This window comes from Photorhabdus sp. HUG-39, from assembly GCF_963878365.1.
GTDB lineage: Bacteria > Pseudomonadota > Gammaproteobacteria > Enterobacterales > Enterobacteriaceae > Photorhabdus > Photorhabdus kayaii.
Genome location: NZ_CAWNWY010000010.1, coordinates 103,683 through 119,126 on the forward strand (window position 1 = coordinate 103,683; position 15,444 = coordinate 119,126).

At 43.5% G+C, this 15,444-nt stretch carries 18 protein-coding genes; 5 read left to right on the forward strand and 13 right to left on the reverse strand.

Features of this window, described 5'->3' with window-relative positions:
- Positions 1-2: 2 nt before the first annotated feature.
- The 5 genes from AAC155_RS09060 to AAC155_RS09080 all read left to right on the forward strand — a co-directional run bounded on the left by AAC155_RS09060 (position 3) and on the right by AAC155_RS09080 (position 3,828).
- Positions 3-1,001 carry a baseplate assembly protein gene (locus tag AAC155_RS09060; protein ID WP_113041864.1) on the forward strand — a complete coding sequence of 333 codons (999 nt, stop codon included), beginning with the start codon at positions 3-5 and terminating at the stop codon, positions 999-1,001.
- Positions 994-1,608, forward strand: a complete 615-nt coding sequence (locus tag AAC155_RS09065) for a phage tail protein I (protein ID WP_036783328.1) — start codon at positions 994-996, stop codon at positions 1,606-1,608. The genes AAC155_RS09060 and AAC155_RS09065 overlap by 8 nt, the downstream gene beginning before the upstream one ends.
- Positions 1,605-2,732 (forward strand): phage tail protein, encoded by a 1,128-nt coding sequence (locus AAC155_RS09070; protein WP_113041865.1) that lies wholly within the window; start codon positions 1,605-1,607, stop codon positions 2,730-2,732. Before AAC155_RS09065 ends, AAC155_RS09070 begins: the two co-directional genes overlap by 4 nt.
- A gap of 5 nt (positions 2,733-2,737) precedes the next feature.
- On the forward strand, positions 2,738-3,076 hold the full coding sequence (locus AAC155_RS09075; RefSeq protein WP_229015677.1) for a phage tail protein: 339 nt from the start codon (positions 2,738-2,740) through the stop codon (positions 3,074-3,076).
- A gap of 155 nt (positions 3,077-3,231) precedes the next feature.
- Positions 3,232-3,828 (forward strand): tail fiber assembly protein, encoded by a 597-nt coding sequence (locus AAC155_RS09080; RefSeq protein WP_113041866.1) that lies wholly within the window; start codon positions 3,232-3,234, stop codon positions 3,826-3,828.
- A 57-nt stretch (positions 3,829-3,885) separates the two neighbouring features.
- Here the strand turns inward: AAC155_RS09080 and AAC155_RS24435 are convergent, their stop codons facing one another.
- The 13 genes from AAC155_RS24435 to atpI form a co-directional block, all read right to left on the reverse strand.
- Positions 3,886-3,978, reverse strand: coding sequence for a tail fiber assembly protein (locus AAC155_RS24435; RefSeq protein ID WP_113041867.1), 93 nt, complete (start codon positions 3,976-3,978; stop codon positions 3,886-3,888).
- Positions 3,979-4,057: 79 nt separating this feature from the next.
- The gene (locus tag AAC155_RS09085; RefSeq protein WP_146748076.1) at positions 4,058-4,408 is read right to left on the reverse strand and encodes a tail fiber assembly protein; all 351 of its coding nucleotides are present in this window, start codon (positions 4,406-4,408) and stop codon (positions 4,058-4,060) included.
- A 622-nt stretch (positions 4,409-5,030) separates the two neighbouring features.
- Positions 5,031-6,860, reverse strand: coding sequence for a glutamine--fructose-6-phosphate transaminase (isomerizing) (gene glmS, locus AAC155_RS09090; protein WP_113041869.1), 1,830 nt, complete (start codon positions 6,858-6,860; stop codon positions 5,031-5,033).
- 107 nt (positions 6,861-6,967) lie between these two features.
- Complete coding sequence (gene glmU, locus AAC155_RS09095; protein ID WP_113041870.1) at positions 6,968-8,341, reverse strand: bifunctional UDP-N-acetylglucosamine diphosphorylase/glucosamine-1-phosphate N-acetyltransferase GlmU; 1,374 nt, start codon at positions 8,339-8,341, stop codon at positions 6,968-6,970.
- Between the two features lie 128 nt (positions 8,342-8,469).
- Positions 8,470-8,892, reverse strand: a complete 423-nt coding sequence (locus AAC155_RS09100; RefSeq protein ID WP_011144452.1) for a F0F1 ATP synthase subunit epsilon — start codon at positions 8,890-8,892, stop codon at positions 8,470-8,472.
- A 21-nt stretch (positions 8,893-8,913) separates the two neighbouring features.
- Complete coding sequence (atpD, locus tag AAC155_RS09105; RefSeq protein WP_011144453.1) at positions 8,914-10,296, reverse strand: F0F1 ATP synthase subunit beta; 1,383 nt, start codon at positions 10,294-10,296, stop codon at positions 8,914-8,916.
- 34 nt (positions 10,297-10,330) lie between these two features.
- Positions 10,331-11,194, reverse strand: a complete 864-nt coding sequence (atpG, locus tag AAC155_RS09110; protein WP_113041871.1) for a F0F1 ATP synthase subunit gamma — start codon at positions 11,192-11,194, stop codon at positions 10,331-10,333.
- Between the two features lie 58 nt (positions 11,195-11,252).
- Positions 11,253-12,794 carry a F0F1 ATP synthase subunit alpha gene (gene atpA / locus AAC155_RS09115; protein ID WP_113041872.1) on the reverse strand — a complete coding sequence of 514 codons (1,542 nt, stop codon included), beginning with the start codon at positions 12,792-12,794 and terminating at the stop codon, positions 11,253-11,255.
- Positions 12,795-12,808: 14 nt separating this feature from the next.
- The gene (gene atpH / locus AAC155_RS09120) at positions 12,809-13,342 is read right to left on the reverse strand and encodes a F0F1 ATP synthase subunit delta (RefSeq protein WP_113041873.1); all 534 of its coding nucleotides are present in this window, start codon (positions 13,340-13,342) and stop codon (positions 12,809-12,811) included.
- A gap of 12 nt (positions 13,343-13,354) precedes the next feature.
- Positions 13,355-13,825 carry a F0F1 ATP synthase subunit B gene (gene atpF / locus AAC155_RS09125; RefSeq protein ID WP_011144457.1) on the reverse strand — a complete coding sequence of 157 codons (471 nt, stop codon included), beginning with the start codon at positions 13,823-13,825 and terminating at the stop codon, positions 13,355-13,357.
- A gap of 58 nt (positions 13,826-13,883) precedes the next feature.
- Entirely contained in the window at positions 13,884-14,123 is a 240-nt protein-coding gene (gene atpE / locus AAC155_RS09130; protein WP_000429386.1) for a F0F1 ATP synthase subunit C, read from the reverse strand.
- Positions 14,124-14,176: 53 nt separating this feature from the next.
- On the reverse strand, positions 14,177-15,001 hold the full coding sequence (atpB, locus tag AAC155_RS09135; protein WP_105397418.1) for a F0F1 ATP synthase subunit A: 825 nt from the start codon (positions 14,999-15,001) through the stop codon (positions 14,177-14,179).
- Positions 15,002-15,031: 30 nt separating this feature from the next.
- Complete coding sequence (gene atpI / locus AAC155_RS09140; protein ID WP_113041887.1) at positions 15,032-15,409, reverse strand: F0F1 ATP synthase subunit I; 378 nt, start codon at positions 15,407-15,409, stop codon at positions 15,032-15,034.
- Positions 15,410-15,444 lie beyond the last annotated feature (35 nt).

Here is a 15,444-nt window from a genome sequence, read left to right on the forward strand (position 1 = left end):
CAATGCCGACCATTGATCTAAGCCAGTTGCCGCCACCTGATGTAGTCGAGCCACTGGATTATGAAAGCCTGTTGGCTGAACGTAAAGCCAAATTAATATCTCTTTATCCTGAAGAGCAACGGGATGCTATTACACGAACATTGGAATTGGAATCCGAACCTCTGGTTAAGTTACTTGAGGAAAATGCTTACCGGGAATTGATATTGCGCCAGCGGGTTAATGAAGCTGCTCGTGCAGTAATGTTGGCCTATGCAACCAATAGCGATTTAGACCAGTTAGGAGCGAACTATAACGTTACCCGAGCAGTTATGGAGCCTGATAGCACCTTCCGTGATCGCATCCAAAGAGCCTTCGAAGGGCTAAGTGTTGCAGGGCCAATAGGTGCGTATGAATATCATGCTCTTAAGGTTAATGAAAGTATTCATGCAAATAAAAGTGAATATAAAGGTGAATATCAAACTGTCGCAGATGTTTCCGTCATCAGCCCATCACCAGCCAATGTGACGGTGACTGTTTTGTCGCGGAAATGGAAATGGGAAAAAGATAAAGAAGACGAAGAAGATAAAGAGCATAGCGGTGTAGCTTCACAAGAGTTACTGGACAAAGTGATTGCGGCACTTAATGACGAAAACGTCAGACCAGTTGCTGATCGGGTAAAAGTGCAGTCAGCCAACATAGTGGAATATCAAATTGATGCTGTGCTTTATCTTTATCCGACACCTGAATCTGAACCTATCCGTAAATTGGCTCAACAAAATATGGATAAGTACGTGCTAGATCAACATAAATTGGGGAGAGATATTCGGTTATCTGCCATTTATGCTGCCCTGCATGTCTCAGGAGTACAACAGGTAGAACTGAGAGCCCCGACGAAGGACATAATTCTGTGTAAAGATCAAGCTCCTTATTGTACTGGTGCAAAACTGGAAATAGGTAAAACACAAACTGCTGATTGTTCCAAACCAAATCCAGGTTTGATAGTGGGAGGTTCTGATGAATGACCGCCTGTTACCAACAGGTTCTACGGTTTTGGAGTTGGCTGCTGCTAAGGCATGTTCACAATTGCAAAATATTCCAGTACCGCTTCGCCAACTCTGGAATCCTGATACTTGCCCTGAAGAGTTATTACCCTATCTGGCGTGGGCGTGGTCGGTTGATCGCTGGGACGAAAAGTGGTCGGTAAGCACTAAGCGAGACGTGATAAAAAACTCGCTGTTTCTACACAAACATAAGGGAACCATTGGTGCCGTCCGTCGCGTGGTAGAACCGCTTGGTTATCTCATTCAAATAAAGGAATGGTGGCTGAACAACGAAACACCGGGCACATTCCGGTTGGCGATAGGAGTACAGGAAAACGGGATCACCGAAGAAACTTTTTTAGAGCTGGAACGGCTAATTTCTGATGCCAAGCCTGTAAGTCGTCATTTGATAGGTTTGTCAATCAACCTGGATGTTAAGGGCGAATTTTATTGTGCTGCAACGAGTTATAGTGGAGATGACCTCACTGTTTACCAATATCTCCCTGATGTCATAACAACTAGCGACAATGCTCCTTTAGGGGCAGCAATTCATTTGATCGAGACAGATACATTGAGGGTTTCACCATGAAATACTTTGCAATTTTAACCAACCTGGGAGCGGCGAAACTGGCGAACGCTGCTGCTTTGGGGACAAAAGTCGATATTACTCACATGGCTGTTGGTGACGGTGGCGGTAAATTACCAGATCCTGATGTCAATCAGACAAAATTAGTTAATGAAAAGCGTCGTGCTGCAATTAATACATTAGGCGTCGACCCGGTAAACACCAACCAAATTATTGCCGAACAAATTATCCCTGAAAGTGAGGGTGGTTGGTGGATGCGTGAAATTGGTCTGTTTGACAGTGAAGGTAACTTGATTGCAGTAGCAAACTGTCCGGAAACCTATAAACCACAATTACAGGAAGGTTCGGGTAGAACACAAACTATCAGAATGATCTTGATTGTCAGCAATACGGATTCGGTAACGCTGAAAATCGATCCCTCTGTAGTTTTAGCAACTCGTGATTATGTAGATAGCTCTATTCAGAAACATGAAAAAAGCCGTAATCACCCAGATGCCACGTTGACAGAGAAAGGTTTTACAAAACTTAATAGTGCCATTAACAGTAATGATGAAACTACAGCAGCAACACCCAAAGCGGTAAAAGTAGCTTATGATAATGCTAATAGTAAATTGGCAAAAAACCAAAATGGCGCGGATATCCTAGATAAAAATGCTTTTGTGAAAAACCTTGGTTTATTAGAAAAGCTGATTCCGATAGGTGTACCACTTCCTTGGCCGACGGCGACACTGCCGGATGGGTGGTTGCAATGCAATGGTGCGGCCTTTGATAAAGCGAAATTTCCGGAATTAGCCAAGGCTTATCCTGGTGGTAATTTGCCCGATTTGCGAGGGGAATTTATTCGCGGTTGGGATGATAAGCGTGGTGTTGATCCGGATCGTACATTATTGGTATGGCAAGAAGGGTCTTATTTACTACAGGAAATTCAACAAGCTGCTGATAATGTTGTTAACTTCTCAGTTAATGAGCGTACGAAATTACAATGGGATACTCCCCAAAATAAAGATATTCAATTAAGAGCTAGAGCTTCTGGAGGTTCAGCAACAACTTGGACTACCAATGCAGCTTATATAGGGGTATCAAGGCCACGTAATGTAGCGTTTAACTATATTGTAAGGGCAGCATAATGTTTATGTCTGTACTTGAAGAGATCCCGGTAGGAATACCACTGCCTTGGCCGACTGACATACCACCAAATAGGGGGGTGAAATGTAATGGGGCAATCTTTGATAAGTCTTTATATCCAAAATTAGCGGAAACTTATCCCAGTGGTAAATTACCTGATTTACGTGGTGAATTTATTCGGGGCTGGGATGATGGACGTGGGGTGGATATTGGTCGATATCTCCTATCTTCTCAATTGGCAGACATTGCTCCACATAGTCACAGGATTGGACGGATGTGGTCCAACTCAAATGGTGGAACCGAGAAGGTGGGTACACCAAGCTATATTCTCAATAGTGTCTACTAAAACGTTAACTACGGCATTGATCCGCGCGGACTAGGCATCGCTATAGGAATGGGAGCGGGTGGTTTCGGTTATATGGATAATGCGATTGCTGCTTCAACAGGAATAGAAACACGTCCACGAAATGTGGCATTTAATTACATTGTGAGGATTGCCTGATGAATAAGGCTGAACTGGATAAAAATAATATTGCTATCATTACCGGAAGTATCGTTGTGTTTAATTACGATGCGATTACGCTGGAATATTTAAACAGTTCTGATGAGTATCTTCCCGTTGGTGTCGGTCTTCCTGCTAATTCCTGCACAGACGTGCCACCTGAAACCCAAGTGGGATATGTCGCCTGCCGTTCATCTGATTTAACCAGTTGGCAAATTGTACCGGATTATCGAGGAAAAATAGCCTACGACACACAAACTGGGGAACAGAAGGAGATCATTAAACCAGGTGAATTACCAGAAACTCTAACGTTCAAACAGCCAAGCACTGATTTTGATAAGTGGGACGGTGAAAGATGGGTAACGGACATTGAAGCTCAAAAAGCCAATCAGATTAAACAAGCAGAACAACAACGTTATCACCTTCGCCAACAGGCTGATGAAGCCATGACTTTATTACAATATGCTATTGAGACTGAGATGGCCTCAGACACAGAAAAAGCATTATTGCTTGCCTGGAAGAAATATGTGGTATTACTGAGCCGTGTTGATACTTCAATGGTTTCAGATATTGAGTGGCCACAAATACCAGAATAATACAATTATCAAGACCGAGCATTATTCTGTCCCCGGTCTTTTTTCAGTGATGACAGGCTATGTTAGCCTGTCGATTTTCGATGCTTTTGAAGTATCAACCTGGTTAAGTATGGCTAGGTATTTTTTCCATTCCAATAAGACCTGGCGCATTAGGTAAACACTTATTGATTAACCTAAAGAGTCAGAGTAGAAAAAGACCTGCGGTTTGTGAACGACAGGCCTATATTATTTATACCGGTTGTGTGGGCCACTCAATATCTGGTGCTATGGTGGGATTAATGCGGTTTGCTTGTATTCGGTATTTTTTCCAGGCTTTGAGCCGCTCTATCTCTTCCAGAGTTGCTTCATCTAGATCAACAGCATCCTTGCTGGCAAGGGCTAGCAATTCTTCTTTATGTCTCTCTGCTTGAGCAACTAACTCGCCCTTTGTGTACTTACGCGGAATAATAGCGCCATTTATATATTGCCATTTGCCAGAAATATCACAAGAATCAGGCAGATTACTTACCTCAGCTACACTCATTCCATCTGGGTTAAAAGCTGATACATCTCCTGATATAGAAGATTTTTCAAAACTCACTAATCCGTGAAATTTCCAACAGAATAGTCTCGTATTGGTACTAAGCGGGGGGTATATATGGCAAAGATTGGCTATATTCAGGTGCCAATAAATGACCAGAACGGTGGTTTATGAAAAAATGCGTTGATAAGAGTAAATTATGAACTATTTTCGAGGATAAATTTGTAGTAAAAACAACCAATTGAAGATTTAATTTTATACTATACAACAAGCATTTATGAGATTTCATTTTGCATAAAATATAAATTTTATTTATATTAAATTCAACTATGCTAACTCCATTGCCAAACAAAGTTTAGGTCAGTTATTTTCAAGATAATCAGAAGTAAAATTAAATATGGACAGTAAACCCGAAGTTATAAGCTGTGAGTTCTATCAATAAAACGCCCGAATTTTTTCTGGAATCGCTCAGCCAATTGCAAAGTAGGTATTAAAATACAACTACCCAGTAGTTTGGATGGATATCTGGCTTCATAATTTCGCCAAATTATAATAATATAACATTACAATGGCGTGATTTATTTTTATCAGCAACAAAATAATGATAAATTTTCTCAGCTCAAAAAAAGCCTCTGTACATTGAAAATACAGAGGCTTTTTTCAACTTCTTATTATAAAACGATTATTCTACGGTCACTGATTTAGCCAAATTACGAGGCTGATCAACATCAGTTCCTTTGATCAGAGCAACATGATAGGAAAGCAATTGCAGTGGTACTGTATAAAATATTGGTGCGATCAGCTCTTCAACATGCGGCAACGGAATAATCTTCATTCCTTCACTATCAGTAAAACCCGCGTCCTGATCAGCAAAAACATATAGCAATCCACCACGAGCACGTACTTCTTCGATATTAGATTTCAGTTTTTCTAACAGTTCATTATTCGGAGCTACAATGATAACCGGCATATCTGCATCAATCAGTGCCAGTGGGCCATGTTTTAATTCACCAGCAGCATAAGCTTCAGCATGGATATAAGAAATCTCTTTTAATTTCAGAGCGCCTTCAACCGCAATCGGATATTGATCACCACGACCAAGGAATAAAGCATGGTGTTTGTCAGAAAAATCTTCCGCCAGCGCTTCAATAATTTTATCTTTCGATAACATGCTTTCGATACGGCTTGGCAGTGCATGTAATGCATGAACAATTTCTTGCTCCTGCTCTGCATCAACACCTTTCAAGCGTCCAAGGTAAGCCACCAGCATCAATAATACTGTTAGCTGAGTTGTAAACGCCTTAGTTGAAGCAACGCCAATTTCTGCACCGGCTTTGGTCATCAGAGCAAAATCAGATTCACGTACTAAAGAAGAACCCGCTACGTTACAAACAGTCAATGATGTGAGATAGCCAAGTTCTTTAGATAAACGCAAGGCTGCCAATGTATCTGCGGTTTCGCCCGATTGAGACAAGGTGATAAGTAAGCTTCCTGAACGGCGTGCTGATTTGCGGTAACGGAATTCAGAAGCAATTTCCACATCACAAGGAATACCAGCCAATGCTTCAAACCAATAACGGGAAACCATACCTGCGTTATAGGATGTACCACAAGCAACTATCTGAATATGCTCTACTTTAGATAATAATTTAGCTGCGTTAGGACCAAGCTCAGACAAATCTACCTGCCCATGACTCAAGCGTCTTTCCAGAGTGCTTTTAATTGCCATTGGCTGTTCATAGATCTCTTTTTGCATGTAATGACGGTAGACACCTTTGTCACCAGCATCATACTGAATATTGGATTCAATCTGTTCCCGTTCAACCGGTTTGCCCTGAGCATTAAAAATACGCACAGTACGACGAGTTACTTCAGCAATATCCCCTTCCTCAAGAAAGATAAAACGACGAGTAACAGGCAATAGCGCCAACTGATCAGACGCCAGAAAGTTTTCTCCAACGCCCAAGCCTATAACCAAAGGACTACCCGATCTTGCAGCAATTATTGTTCCAGGATCACGGCTATCCATGATGACTGCACCATAAGCACCACGCAACCGAGGAATAACTCGTTGAATAGCTTCCAACAAAGTACCACCTTGTTTTTGTTCCCAATGAACAAGGTGGGCAATAACTTCTGTATCAGTATCCGAGATAAACTGATAACCGAGTGCAATTAATTGAACGCGTAATTCTTCATAGTTTTCAATAATACCGTTGTGAACAACAGCAATATAATCAGATACATGCGGGTGAGCATTTTTCTCGTTTGGTTCGCCGTGTGTAGCCCAACGGGTATGAGCAATACCTGTCCCACCAAGGACTGGCTGCTTACCAACCTCATCAGCAAGTACTTGTACCTTACCGACTTCACGCAGGCGAAACATATTTTTTTCGTTATCAACAACCGCCAAGCCAGCGGAGTCGTAACCTCGGTATTCCAAACGACGAAGTCCTTCAATCAGGATTTCTGCAATATCTCGTTGTGCTACTGCACCAACAATTCCACACATCAGTTTTATTCCTAAAAATAGGGCTGATGAAAGCCCTTTATATGTCAAGAGCCTGATTGTTTTCCGGTTTTTCCGGTCCCCGAGCCTGTAGAGTGGGGATTATTATTTTATTTTTTTTCTTTCACCGGGCGTTTCCACCCTTGAATATGTGTTTGTTTAGTTCTACTTACAACCAGCTCATTTTCAGCGATGTTTTTTGTCACTGTTGTCCCCGCTCCGATTGTAGCGCCTTTAGCAACAGTCACCGGAGCAACAAGCTGAGTATCAGAACCAACAAAAACATTGTCACCAATAATGGTCTTGAATTTATTAGCGCCGTCGTAGTTACAGGTAATAGTACCTGCACCAATATTTACATCACGGCCAATGTCTGCGTCGCCAAGATAAGTCAAATGTCCAGCTTTAGAACCTTTACCCAAATAAGATTTCTTCATCTCAACGAAATTCCCTACATGGGCTTTTTCAGCGAGTTTAGAACCAGGACGTAAACGTGCAAAAGGCCCAACAGTACAACTAGTTTCCATTTCAGAATCTTCAACTATTGTATAGGGGCTAATAATAGAATCATCACCAATGATGCAATTCTTCAACACACAACCGGTACCAATCTGTACGTTATTACCAAGGGCTACATTACCCTCAATAATGACATTAGTATCAATAACCACATCACGGCCGTGAATTAGTGTGCCACGTAAATCAAAACGAGCAGGATCCAACAACATAACACCCGCTAGTAATAATTGTTCCGCTTGTTCAGATTGATAAATACGCTCAAGAGCGGAAAGTTGAAGGCGGTTATTTACACCTTCCATTTCACTCAAGCGAGTTGGGTGCACCGCTTCAATTTTTCGACCTTCTTTATAAGCTAGTGCAATCACATCAGTCAGGTAGTATTCACCCTGAACATTGTTATTATCCAATTGGGCCAACCAACGTTTTAAATCACCACCATTAGCAACCAGAATACCTGTATTTATTTCATTGATTTTACGTTGTTCTTCAGTCGCGTCTTTTTGCTCAATGATACCAGTTACTTCTCCGTTTTCACGAACAATACGACCATAACCTGTTGGATTATCCAAAATTGCCGTTAATAAACCGATACCACCGTCAGGTTTAATCGCTAGCAGGCGTTCAAGGGTATCTGTACCAATAAGAGGCACGTCACCATACAGTATCAAAATATCTTCATCATCAGCGAAATATGGCGCTGCCTGCTGCATTGCATGACCAGTCCCTAACTGCTCTGCTTGTAATACCCAATTTAGTGTTTGATCAGAAAGGGTTTGCTTCATCAGGTTTCCTCCATGTCCATAAACCAGATGAACATTTTTAGCCCCTATTGCCATTGCAGTATCAATCACATGCTGAACCATAGGTTTACCGGCCAGCAAGTGCAGCACTTTAGGGAGATCAGAGTACATGCGGGTTCCTTTACCCGCGGCAAGGATCACAACACTTTTTGCACTGTTAGACATAAGAAACCCGATAACTCTAATTTAAGAGAGAAAAGTAAACCTGTTTATAAGATAAATTACTACATATTTCGCAATACAAAAAAGCCAGTTAGCTCACACCAACTGGCTTTTTTATTTAACTGCCTGTATTACATCGCTTTTTTTGTTAACTCGATTACACGAAGTTTCGCAATCGCTTTAGACAATTCAGCTGATGCCTGAGCATAGTCAACATCACCGTGAGAATTACGGATGTGTTCTTCAGCTTTACGTTTAGATTCCAACGCCTTAGCTTCATCCAAATCTTTACCACGGATCGCAGTGTCAGCCAGTACGATAACGCCGCTCGGTTGTACCTCAAGGATACCCCCAGAAAGGTAAATGACCTCTTCTTCACCGAACTGCTTAACAATACGTACCATGCCAGGTTTTATGGCAGTCAGTAGCGGAGCATGTCCTGGGTAAATGCCCAGTTCACCTTCACTACCTGTCACCTGAATTTTCTGTACCAAACCTTCAAACATCCGGCTTTCAGCACTGACAACATTCAGATGGTAAGTCATTGCAGCCATGTCAACCTCCGGTCAGCCGTATTAAAGTTTCTTCGCTTTTTCCACAGCTTCTTCGATGGTGCCAACCATGTAGAACGCCTGTTCTGGTAAGTGGTCATAGTCGCCGTCTAAGATACCTTTAAAGCCACGGATAGTGTCTTTCAGGGAAACGAACTTACCTGGTGAACCAGTAAAGACTTCTGCAACGAAGAATGGCTGAGACAGGAAGCGCTGGATCTTACGAGCACGCGCAACTACCAGCTTATCGTCTTCTGACAGTTCATCCATACCCAAGATGGCGATAATATCTTTCAGCTCCTGATAACGTTGCAGGATAGACTGAACGCCACGAGCAACATTATAGTGCTCTTGACCAACAACCAATGGATCGAGCTGACGACTGGTAGAATCTAACGGATCAACCGCAGGGTAAATACCCAAAGAAGCGATCTGACGACTCAAAACTACGGTTGCGTCTAAGTGCGCAAAAGTCGTTGCCGGAGATGGGTCAGTTAAGTCATCCGCCGGTACATAAACAGCCTGTACGGAGGTAATAGAACCGGTTTTGGTAGAAGTAATACGTTCTTGCAGAACACCCATTTCTTCCGCCAGAGTTGGCTGATAACCTACCGCAGATGGCATACGACCAAGCAGCGCAGATACTTCAGTACCCGCCAAAGTATAACGATAGATGTTATCAACAAATAACAGAACATCGCGGCCTTCATCACGGAACTTTTCAGCCATTGTCAGACCAGTCAGCGCAACACGTAGGCGGTTTCCTGGTGGCTCGTTCATCTGACCATATACCAGAGATACTTTATCCAGTACGTTAGAGTCTGTCATTTCGTGGTAGAAGTCGTTACCTTCACGAGTACGTTCACCTACACCGGCAAATACAGAGTAACCCGAATGCTCAATCGCAATGTTACGGATCAACTCCATCATGTTTACGGTTTTACCTACACCCGCACCACCAAACAGACCAACTTTACCACCCTTAGCGAATGGGCAAATTAGGTCCATTACCTTAATACCGGTTTCCAGTAGTTCTTGAGAGTTAGATAACTCTTCATAGCTTGGAGCCGGGCGATGAATAGCCCAACGCTCTTCTTCACCGATATCGCCTTTCATGTCGATTGGTTCACCCAATACGTTCATGATACGGCCCAATGTCGCTTTACCAACCGGAACTTCAATTGGATGGCCTAAATCAGTGACACTTAAACCACGGCTTAAGCCATCAGAAGTACCCATTGCAATACAACGAACAACGCCGCCGCCCAACTGCTGCTGAACTTCCAGCACCAACTTAGCTTCGCCGTTTTGAACCTCAAGAGCATCGTATACTTTTGGTACGGTATCTTGAGGGAATTCGACGTCCACCACGGCGCCGATTACCTGGATAATCTTTCCAGTAGCCATCTTGAATCCTCTACGTAATTCATAAACCTAGCTGTTAAACCGCGGAAGCGCCCGAGACAATCTCGGTCAGCTCCTGAGTTATGCTGGCCTGACGAGCTTTGTTATAAACCAACTGCAACTCTTTGATCAGGCTACCACCATTATCAGTTGCGGCTTTCATCGCCACCATTCGTGCGGCCTGTTCACTAGCCAGGTTTTCAACGACGCCCTGATAAACCTGCGATTCTACATAACGACGCAGCAGTATATCTAGCAACGCCTTAGGATCAGGTTCGTATAAATAATCCCAGGATTTCTTCTTCAGTGTTTCATCATCTCCGGCAGGCAGAGGTAATAACTGAGTAATAGTCGGTTCCTGGGACATTGTATTGATGAACTTGTTTGTCACCACATACAGTTTATCCAGACGTCCCTCATCGTATGCCCGCAGCATGATATTCACTGGCCCGATCAATTCAGACAGTGAAGGGTTATCTCCCATGCCTGTTACCTGAGCAACAACGTTGCCCCCAACAGAAGCAAAGAAAGAGGTAGCTTTAGAGCCGATAAGCGCCAGATCACACTGGACACCTTTATCAGACCAGTCTTTCATTTCTGAAAGCAGTTTTTTGAACAGATTAGTATTCAAACCACCGCACAAGCCACGATCGGTAGAAACAACCAGATACCCGACACATTTGGTTTCACGCTCTTCAAGGTATGGATGTTTATATTCCAGATTACCTAACGCAAGGTGACCAATCACGCTGCGTATGGTTTCTGCATAAGGACGACTGGCCGCCATGCGATCCTGCGTTTTACGCATTTTGGACGCAGCAACCATCTCCATCGCTTTAGTGATTTTTTGCGTGTTTTGCACGCTGGCGATCTTGGTACGTATCTCTTTTGCGCCGGCCATTCCTGATTCTCCTCATTAACCAGACGGCCCATGTTTAATTAAACCGGGCCGAATAGTGTTACCAGGATTGAGTTGCCTTGAAGGAATCCAGCAGAGCTTTCAGCTTTGCTTCGATCTCTTCGTTGTAACCACCAGACTGGTCAATCTCTTTCAGAAGATCAGCATGTTCACGGTTGGCATATGCAAGCAACGCAGATTCGAAATCAATAACCTTAGCAATTTCGATATCTTCCAGATAACCACGTTCCGCAGAAAACAGAGACAACGACTGTTGTGCAACAGACATTGGCGCATACTGTTTCTGTTTCAGCAATTCAGTTACTTTTTGACCATGATCCAACTGCTTACGGGTTGCATCATCAAGGTCAGAAGCAAACTGAGAAAACGCTGCCAGTTCGCGATATTGAGCCAGAGCAGTACGAATGCCCCCAGACAATTTCTTAACGATTTTAGTCTGAGCAGCGCCACCTACACGGGATACGGAAATCCCTGGGTTAACTGCTGGACGAATCCCCGCATTGAACAAACTAGATTCCAAGAAAATCTGACCATCAGTAATTGAAATAACGTTTGTTGGTACGAATGCTGATACGTCACCTGCCTGAGTTTCAATGATAGGCAGGGCCGTCAGAGAACCGGTTTTACCTTTCACTTCACTATTAGTGAATTTTTCCACATATTCAGCATTAACACGTGCCGCACGTTCCAGTAAACGAGAGTGCAGATAGAAAACGTCACCTGGGAATGCTTCACGTCCTGGCGGACGACGGAGCAACAGAGAAATTTGACGATAAGCTACAGCCTGCTTAGACAAATCATCGTAAACAATCAGCGCATCTTCACCGCGGTCACGGAAGTATTCGCCCATTGCACAACCCGAATATGGTGCCAGGTATTGTAATGCCGCAGATTCTGAAGCAGTTGCAACAACCACAATAGTATTGGCAAGAGCACCATGCTCCTCTAATTTACGAACAACGTTCGCAATAGTAGAAGCTTTCTGACCAACTGCGACATAGACACATTTTATGCCTGAGTCACGTTGGTTAATTATTGCGTCAATAGCCAGTGCTGTTTTACCCGTCTGACGGTCACCGATAATCAGTTCACGTTGACCACGACCGATAGGGATCATAGCGTCAACGGATTTATAACCAGTTTGTACCGGCTGATCAACAGATTGACGGTCGATAACACCTGGAGCGATCATTTCAACAGCAGAGAAACCATCATGCTCAACAGGGCCTTTCCCATCAATTGGCTCCCCCAGCGTGTTTACTACACGACCAAGCAGACCACGACCAACAGGTACTTCAAGAATACGGCCAGTACATTTGACCTTCATACCTTCTGCTAAGTCAGCATACGGACCCATTACAACCGCACCTACGGAGTCACGCTCCAAGTTCAAGGCGATTGCATAACGATTGCCAGGCAGTGCGATCATCTCACCCTGCATAACTTCGGCTAAACCGTGAATACGAATGATACCGTCGTTAACGGATACAATCGTACCTTCATTGTGAGCTTCACTCACTACATTGAACTGAGCAATGCGCTGCTTGATCAGTTCGCTGATTTCGGTGGAATTCAGTTGCATATGCTCCAGTCCCCTTAAGACTGCAAGACGTCTGTTAAGCGATCTAAACGGCCACGAATACTGCCATCGATCACCAAATCACCTGCGCGGACAACCACACCAGCAATAACAGACTTATCAATTTTGCAATTCAGCTTAACTTTGCGTAACAGACGTTTTTCCATCGCTACAGAAATTTTAGCCAGCTGTTGTTCTCTCAATTCGGTGGCAGAAATCACTTCAACATCAACGGTTGATTCAAGTGATGCACGCAATTGAATAAATTGCTGCAAAACTTCCGGCAATGCCAGTAAGCGACCGTTTTCTGCCATAACACGAATAAAGCTCTGAGCATGTTCATCGACCTGTTCACCGCAAATTGCGATAAAGGTATTAGCTAATGTTTCCGATGCCAATGAACCGGAAAGCAGCTCACCAACTTGCTCATTACGAGTCACCTCAGCTGTGAACGCCAGCATATTCTGCCATTGTTCAAGCGATTGTTTTTCCACAGCAAAGTCAAAAGCTGCTTTGGCGTAGGGGCGAGCTACAGTAGCGAATTCAGACATGCCCCTCCCTCCTTACAGTTCAGCGACCAGTTTATCAACGATGTCGCTATTAGCAGCTTCATCCACGGAACGTTCGATGATTTTCTCGGCACCTGCGATAGCCAACATAGCGACCTGCTTACGCAACTCTTCCCGAGCACGCTTACGTTCGGCATCAATTTCTGCCTGAGCTTGCGTTACGATTCTGTTACGTTCCTGCTCAGCTTCCGCTTTTGCATCATCAAGGATCTGGGCTTTTTGTTTATTAGCCTGTTCAATGATGACCTGAGCTTCCACTTTCGCTTTCTTCATTTGGTCGGTCGCATTGGCTTGCGCTAAGTCCAGGTCCTTTTTGGCACGTTCCGCAGAAGATAAACCGTCAGCAATTTCTTTTTGACGTTTTTCTATGGCCGCCATGATCGGTGGCCATACGAACTTCATACAGAACATAACAAACAAGACAAACGCAATGGCCTGGCCGAGGATTGTTGCATTAATATTCACAGCACAATACCTCTTTTCAAATTAATGAGTTGACGTAGTTTCAGATTATTTCTACAAACTACGCGACAGCAAACATTACGTACAAGCCAAGGCCCACAGCAATCATTGGGATGGCGTCAACCAGACCCATAACGATAAAGAACTGTGTACGCAGAAGAGGGATTAAATCTGGCTGACGAGCAGCGCCTTCCAAAAATTTACCTCCGAGGATGCCGATACCGATCGCAGCACCGATTGCCGCTAGGCCCATCATTACAGCGGCAGCCATGTACAGCAGATCCATATTCAGGTTTTCCATGACAGTCTCCAGTTTGTTTCAGTTAAAACACAGTTAGTTATTGTGGTAAAAAATTAATGTTCTTCAGATGCCATCGACAGATAAACAATCGTCAGAACCATGAAAATAAAGGCTTGTAACGTAATAATCAGTATGTGGAAAATAGCCCAAGGCAGGCTCAGTAACCACTGCGACCACCACGGTAACAGACCAGCTATAAGAATAAAGATCAATTCACCCGCATACATGTTACCAAACAGTCGCAGACCGAGTGATACCGGTTTTGAAAGCAGGCTAACGCCTTCCAGAATTAAGTTAATTGGAATAAATAGTGGATGATTAAAAGGCTGTAAAGTCAGCTCTTTTGTAAAACCACCAATCCCTTTCATCTTAATGCTGTAGTAGAGGATGAGGACAAAGACACCAATAGCCATCGACAAGGTAATACTGACATCTGCTGTTGGCACGACACGCAGAGCAGGTAAACCAAAGAAATGTTCACCGATATAAGGGAGAAAATCGATTGGCAATAAGTCCATCACGTTCATTAATAACACCCAAACGAACACTGTCAGTGCCAAGGGGGCAATAACCTTGCTCTTGCCGTGATACATATCACGAACGCTGTTATCAACAAAACCCATGATCAATTCTATAGCAGTCTGAAGTTTGCCAGGTACGCCACTGGTGGCATTAACCGCAACCTTTCTGAATACATACAGAAATAAAATCCCTAATACGACTGAGAAAAAAAGCGAGTCAATGTTCAACGTCCAAAACGTTGCAGAACCACCAGAGTTGGGATCGACCAACTCAAAGGTACGTAGGTCCAACTGAAGGTTATTCAGGTGGTGGCCTATGTAGTCCCTTGCAGTTGAAACTTCTCCTGATGCAGACATGATGCCTCTTACCCTTTTATTGTTGAAAACCTAACCGTTTATCACAGCAGGTGCGATGATTTGCACAATCAGCACCGCTAAATAAGTTAAACCTAGTGGTGCAAACGCCGCTTTAAACACGCCTAAAGTAACAACCAGCACAGCTATTGTAATAATAACTTTCAACCCTTCGCCAACAGCGAAAGACCATGCAATACGTACAGAAACCTCTTCTTCTTTTGCTTTTTGAAAACTGGCAAACAGCATGAATATGGCATTAGGTAACCAACATGCTAACCCACCAGCAAAAGCAGAAGCGCCCCATTCTATACTTTTGGTACAAAAAGCCACACTGAGAACAACAAAAGTCATTAACTGCAAAAAAAGCAGCTTCAGTGCAATCTTACCGCTGTAAAGGGATACAGACATGACTTTTGTTTTCTCCCCTTGTACGCCTTGCATAT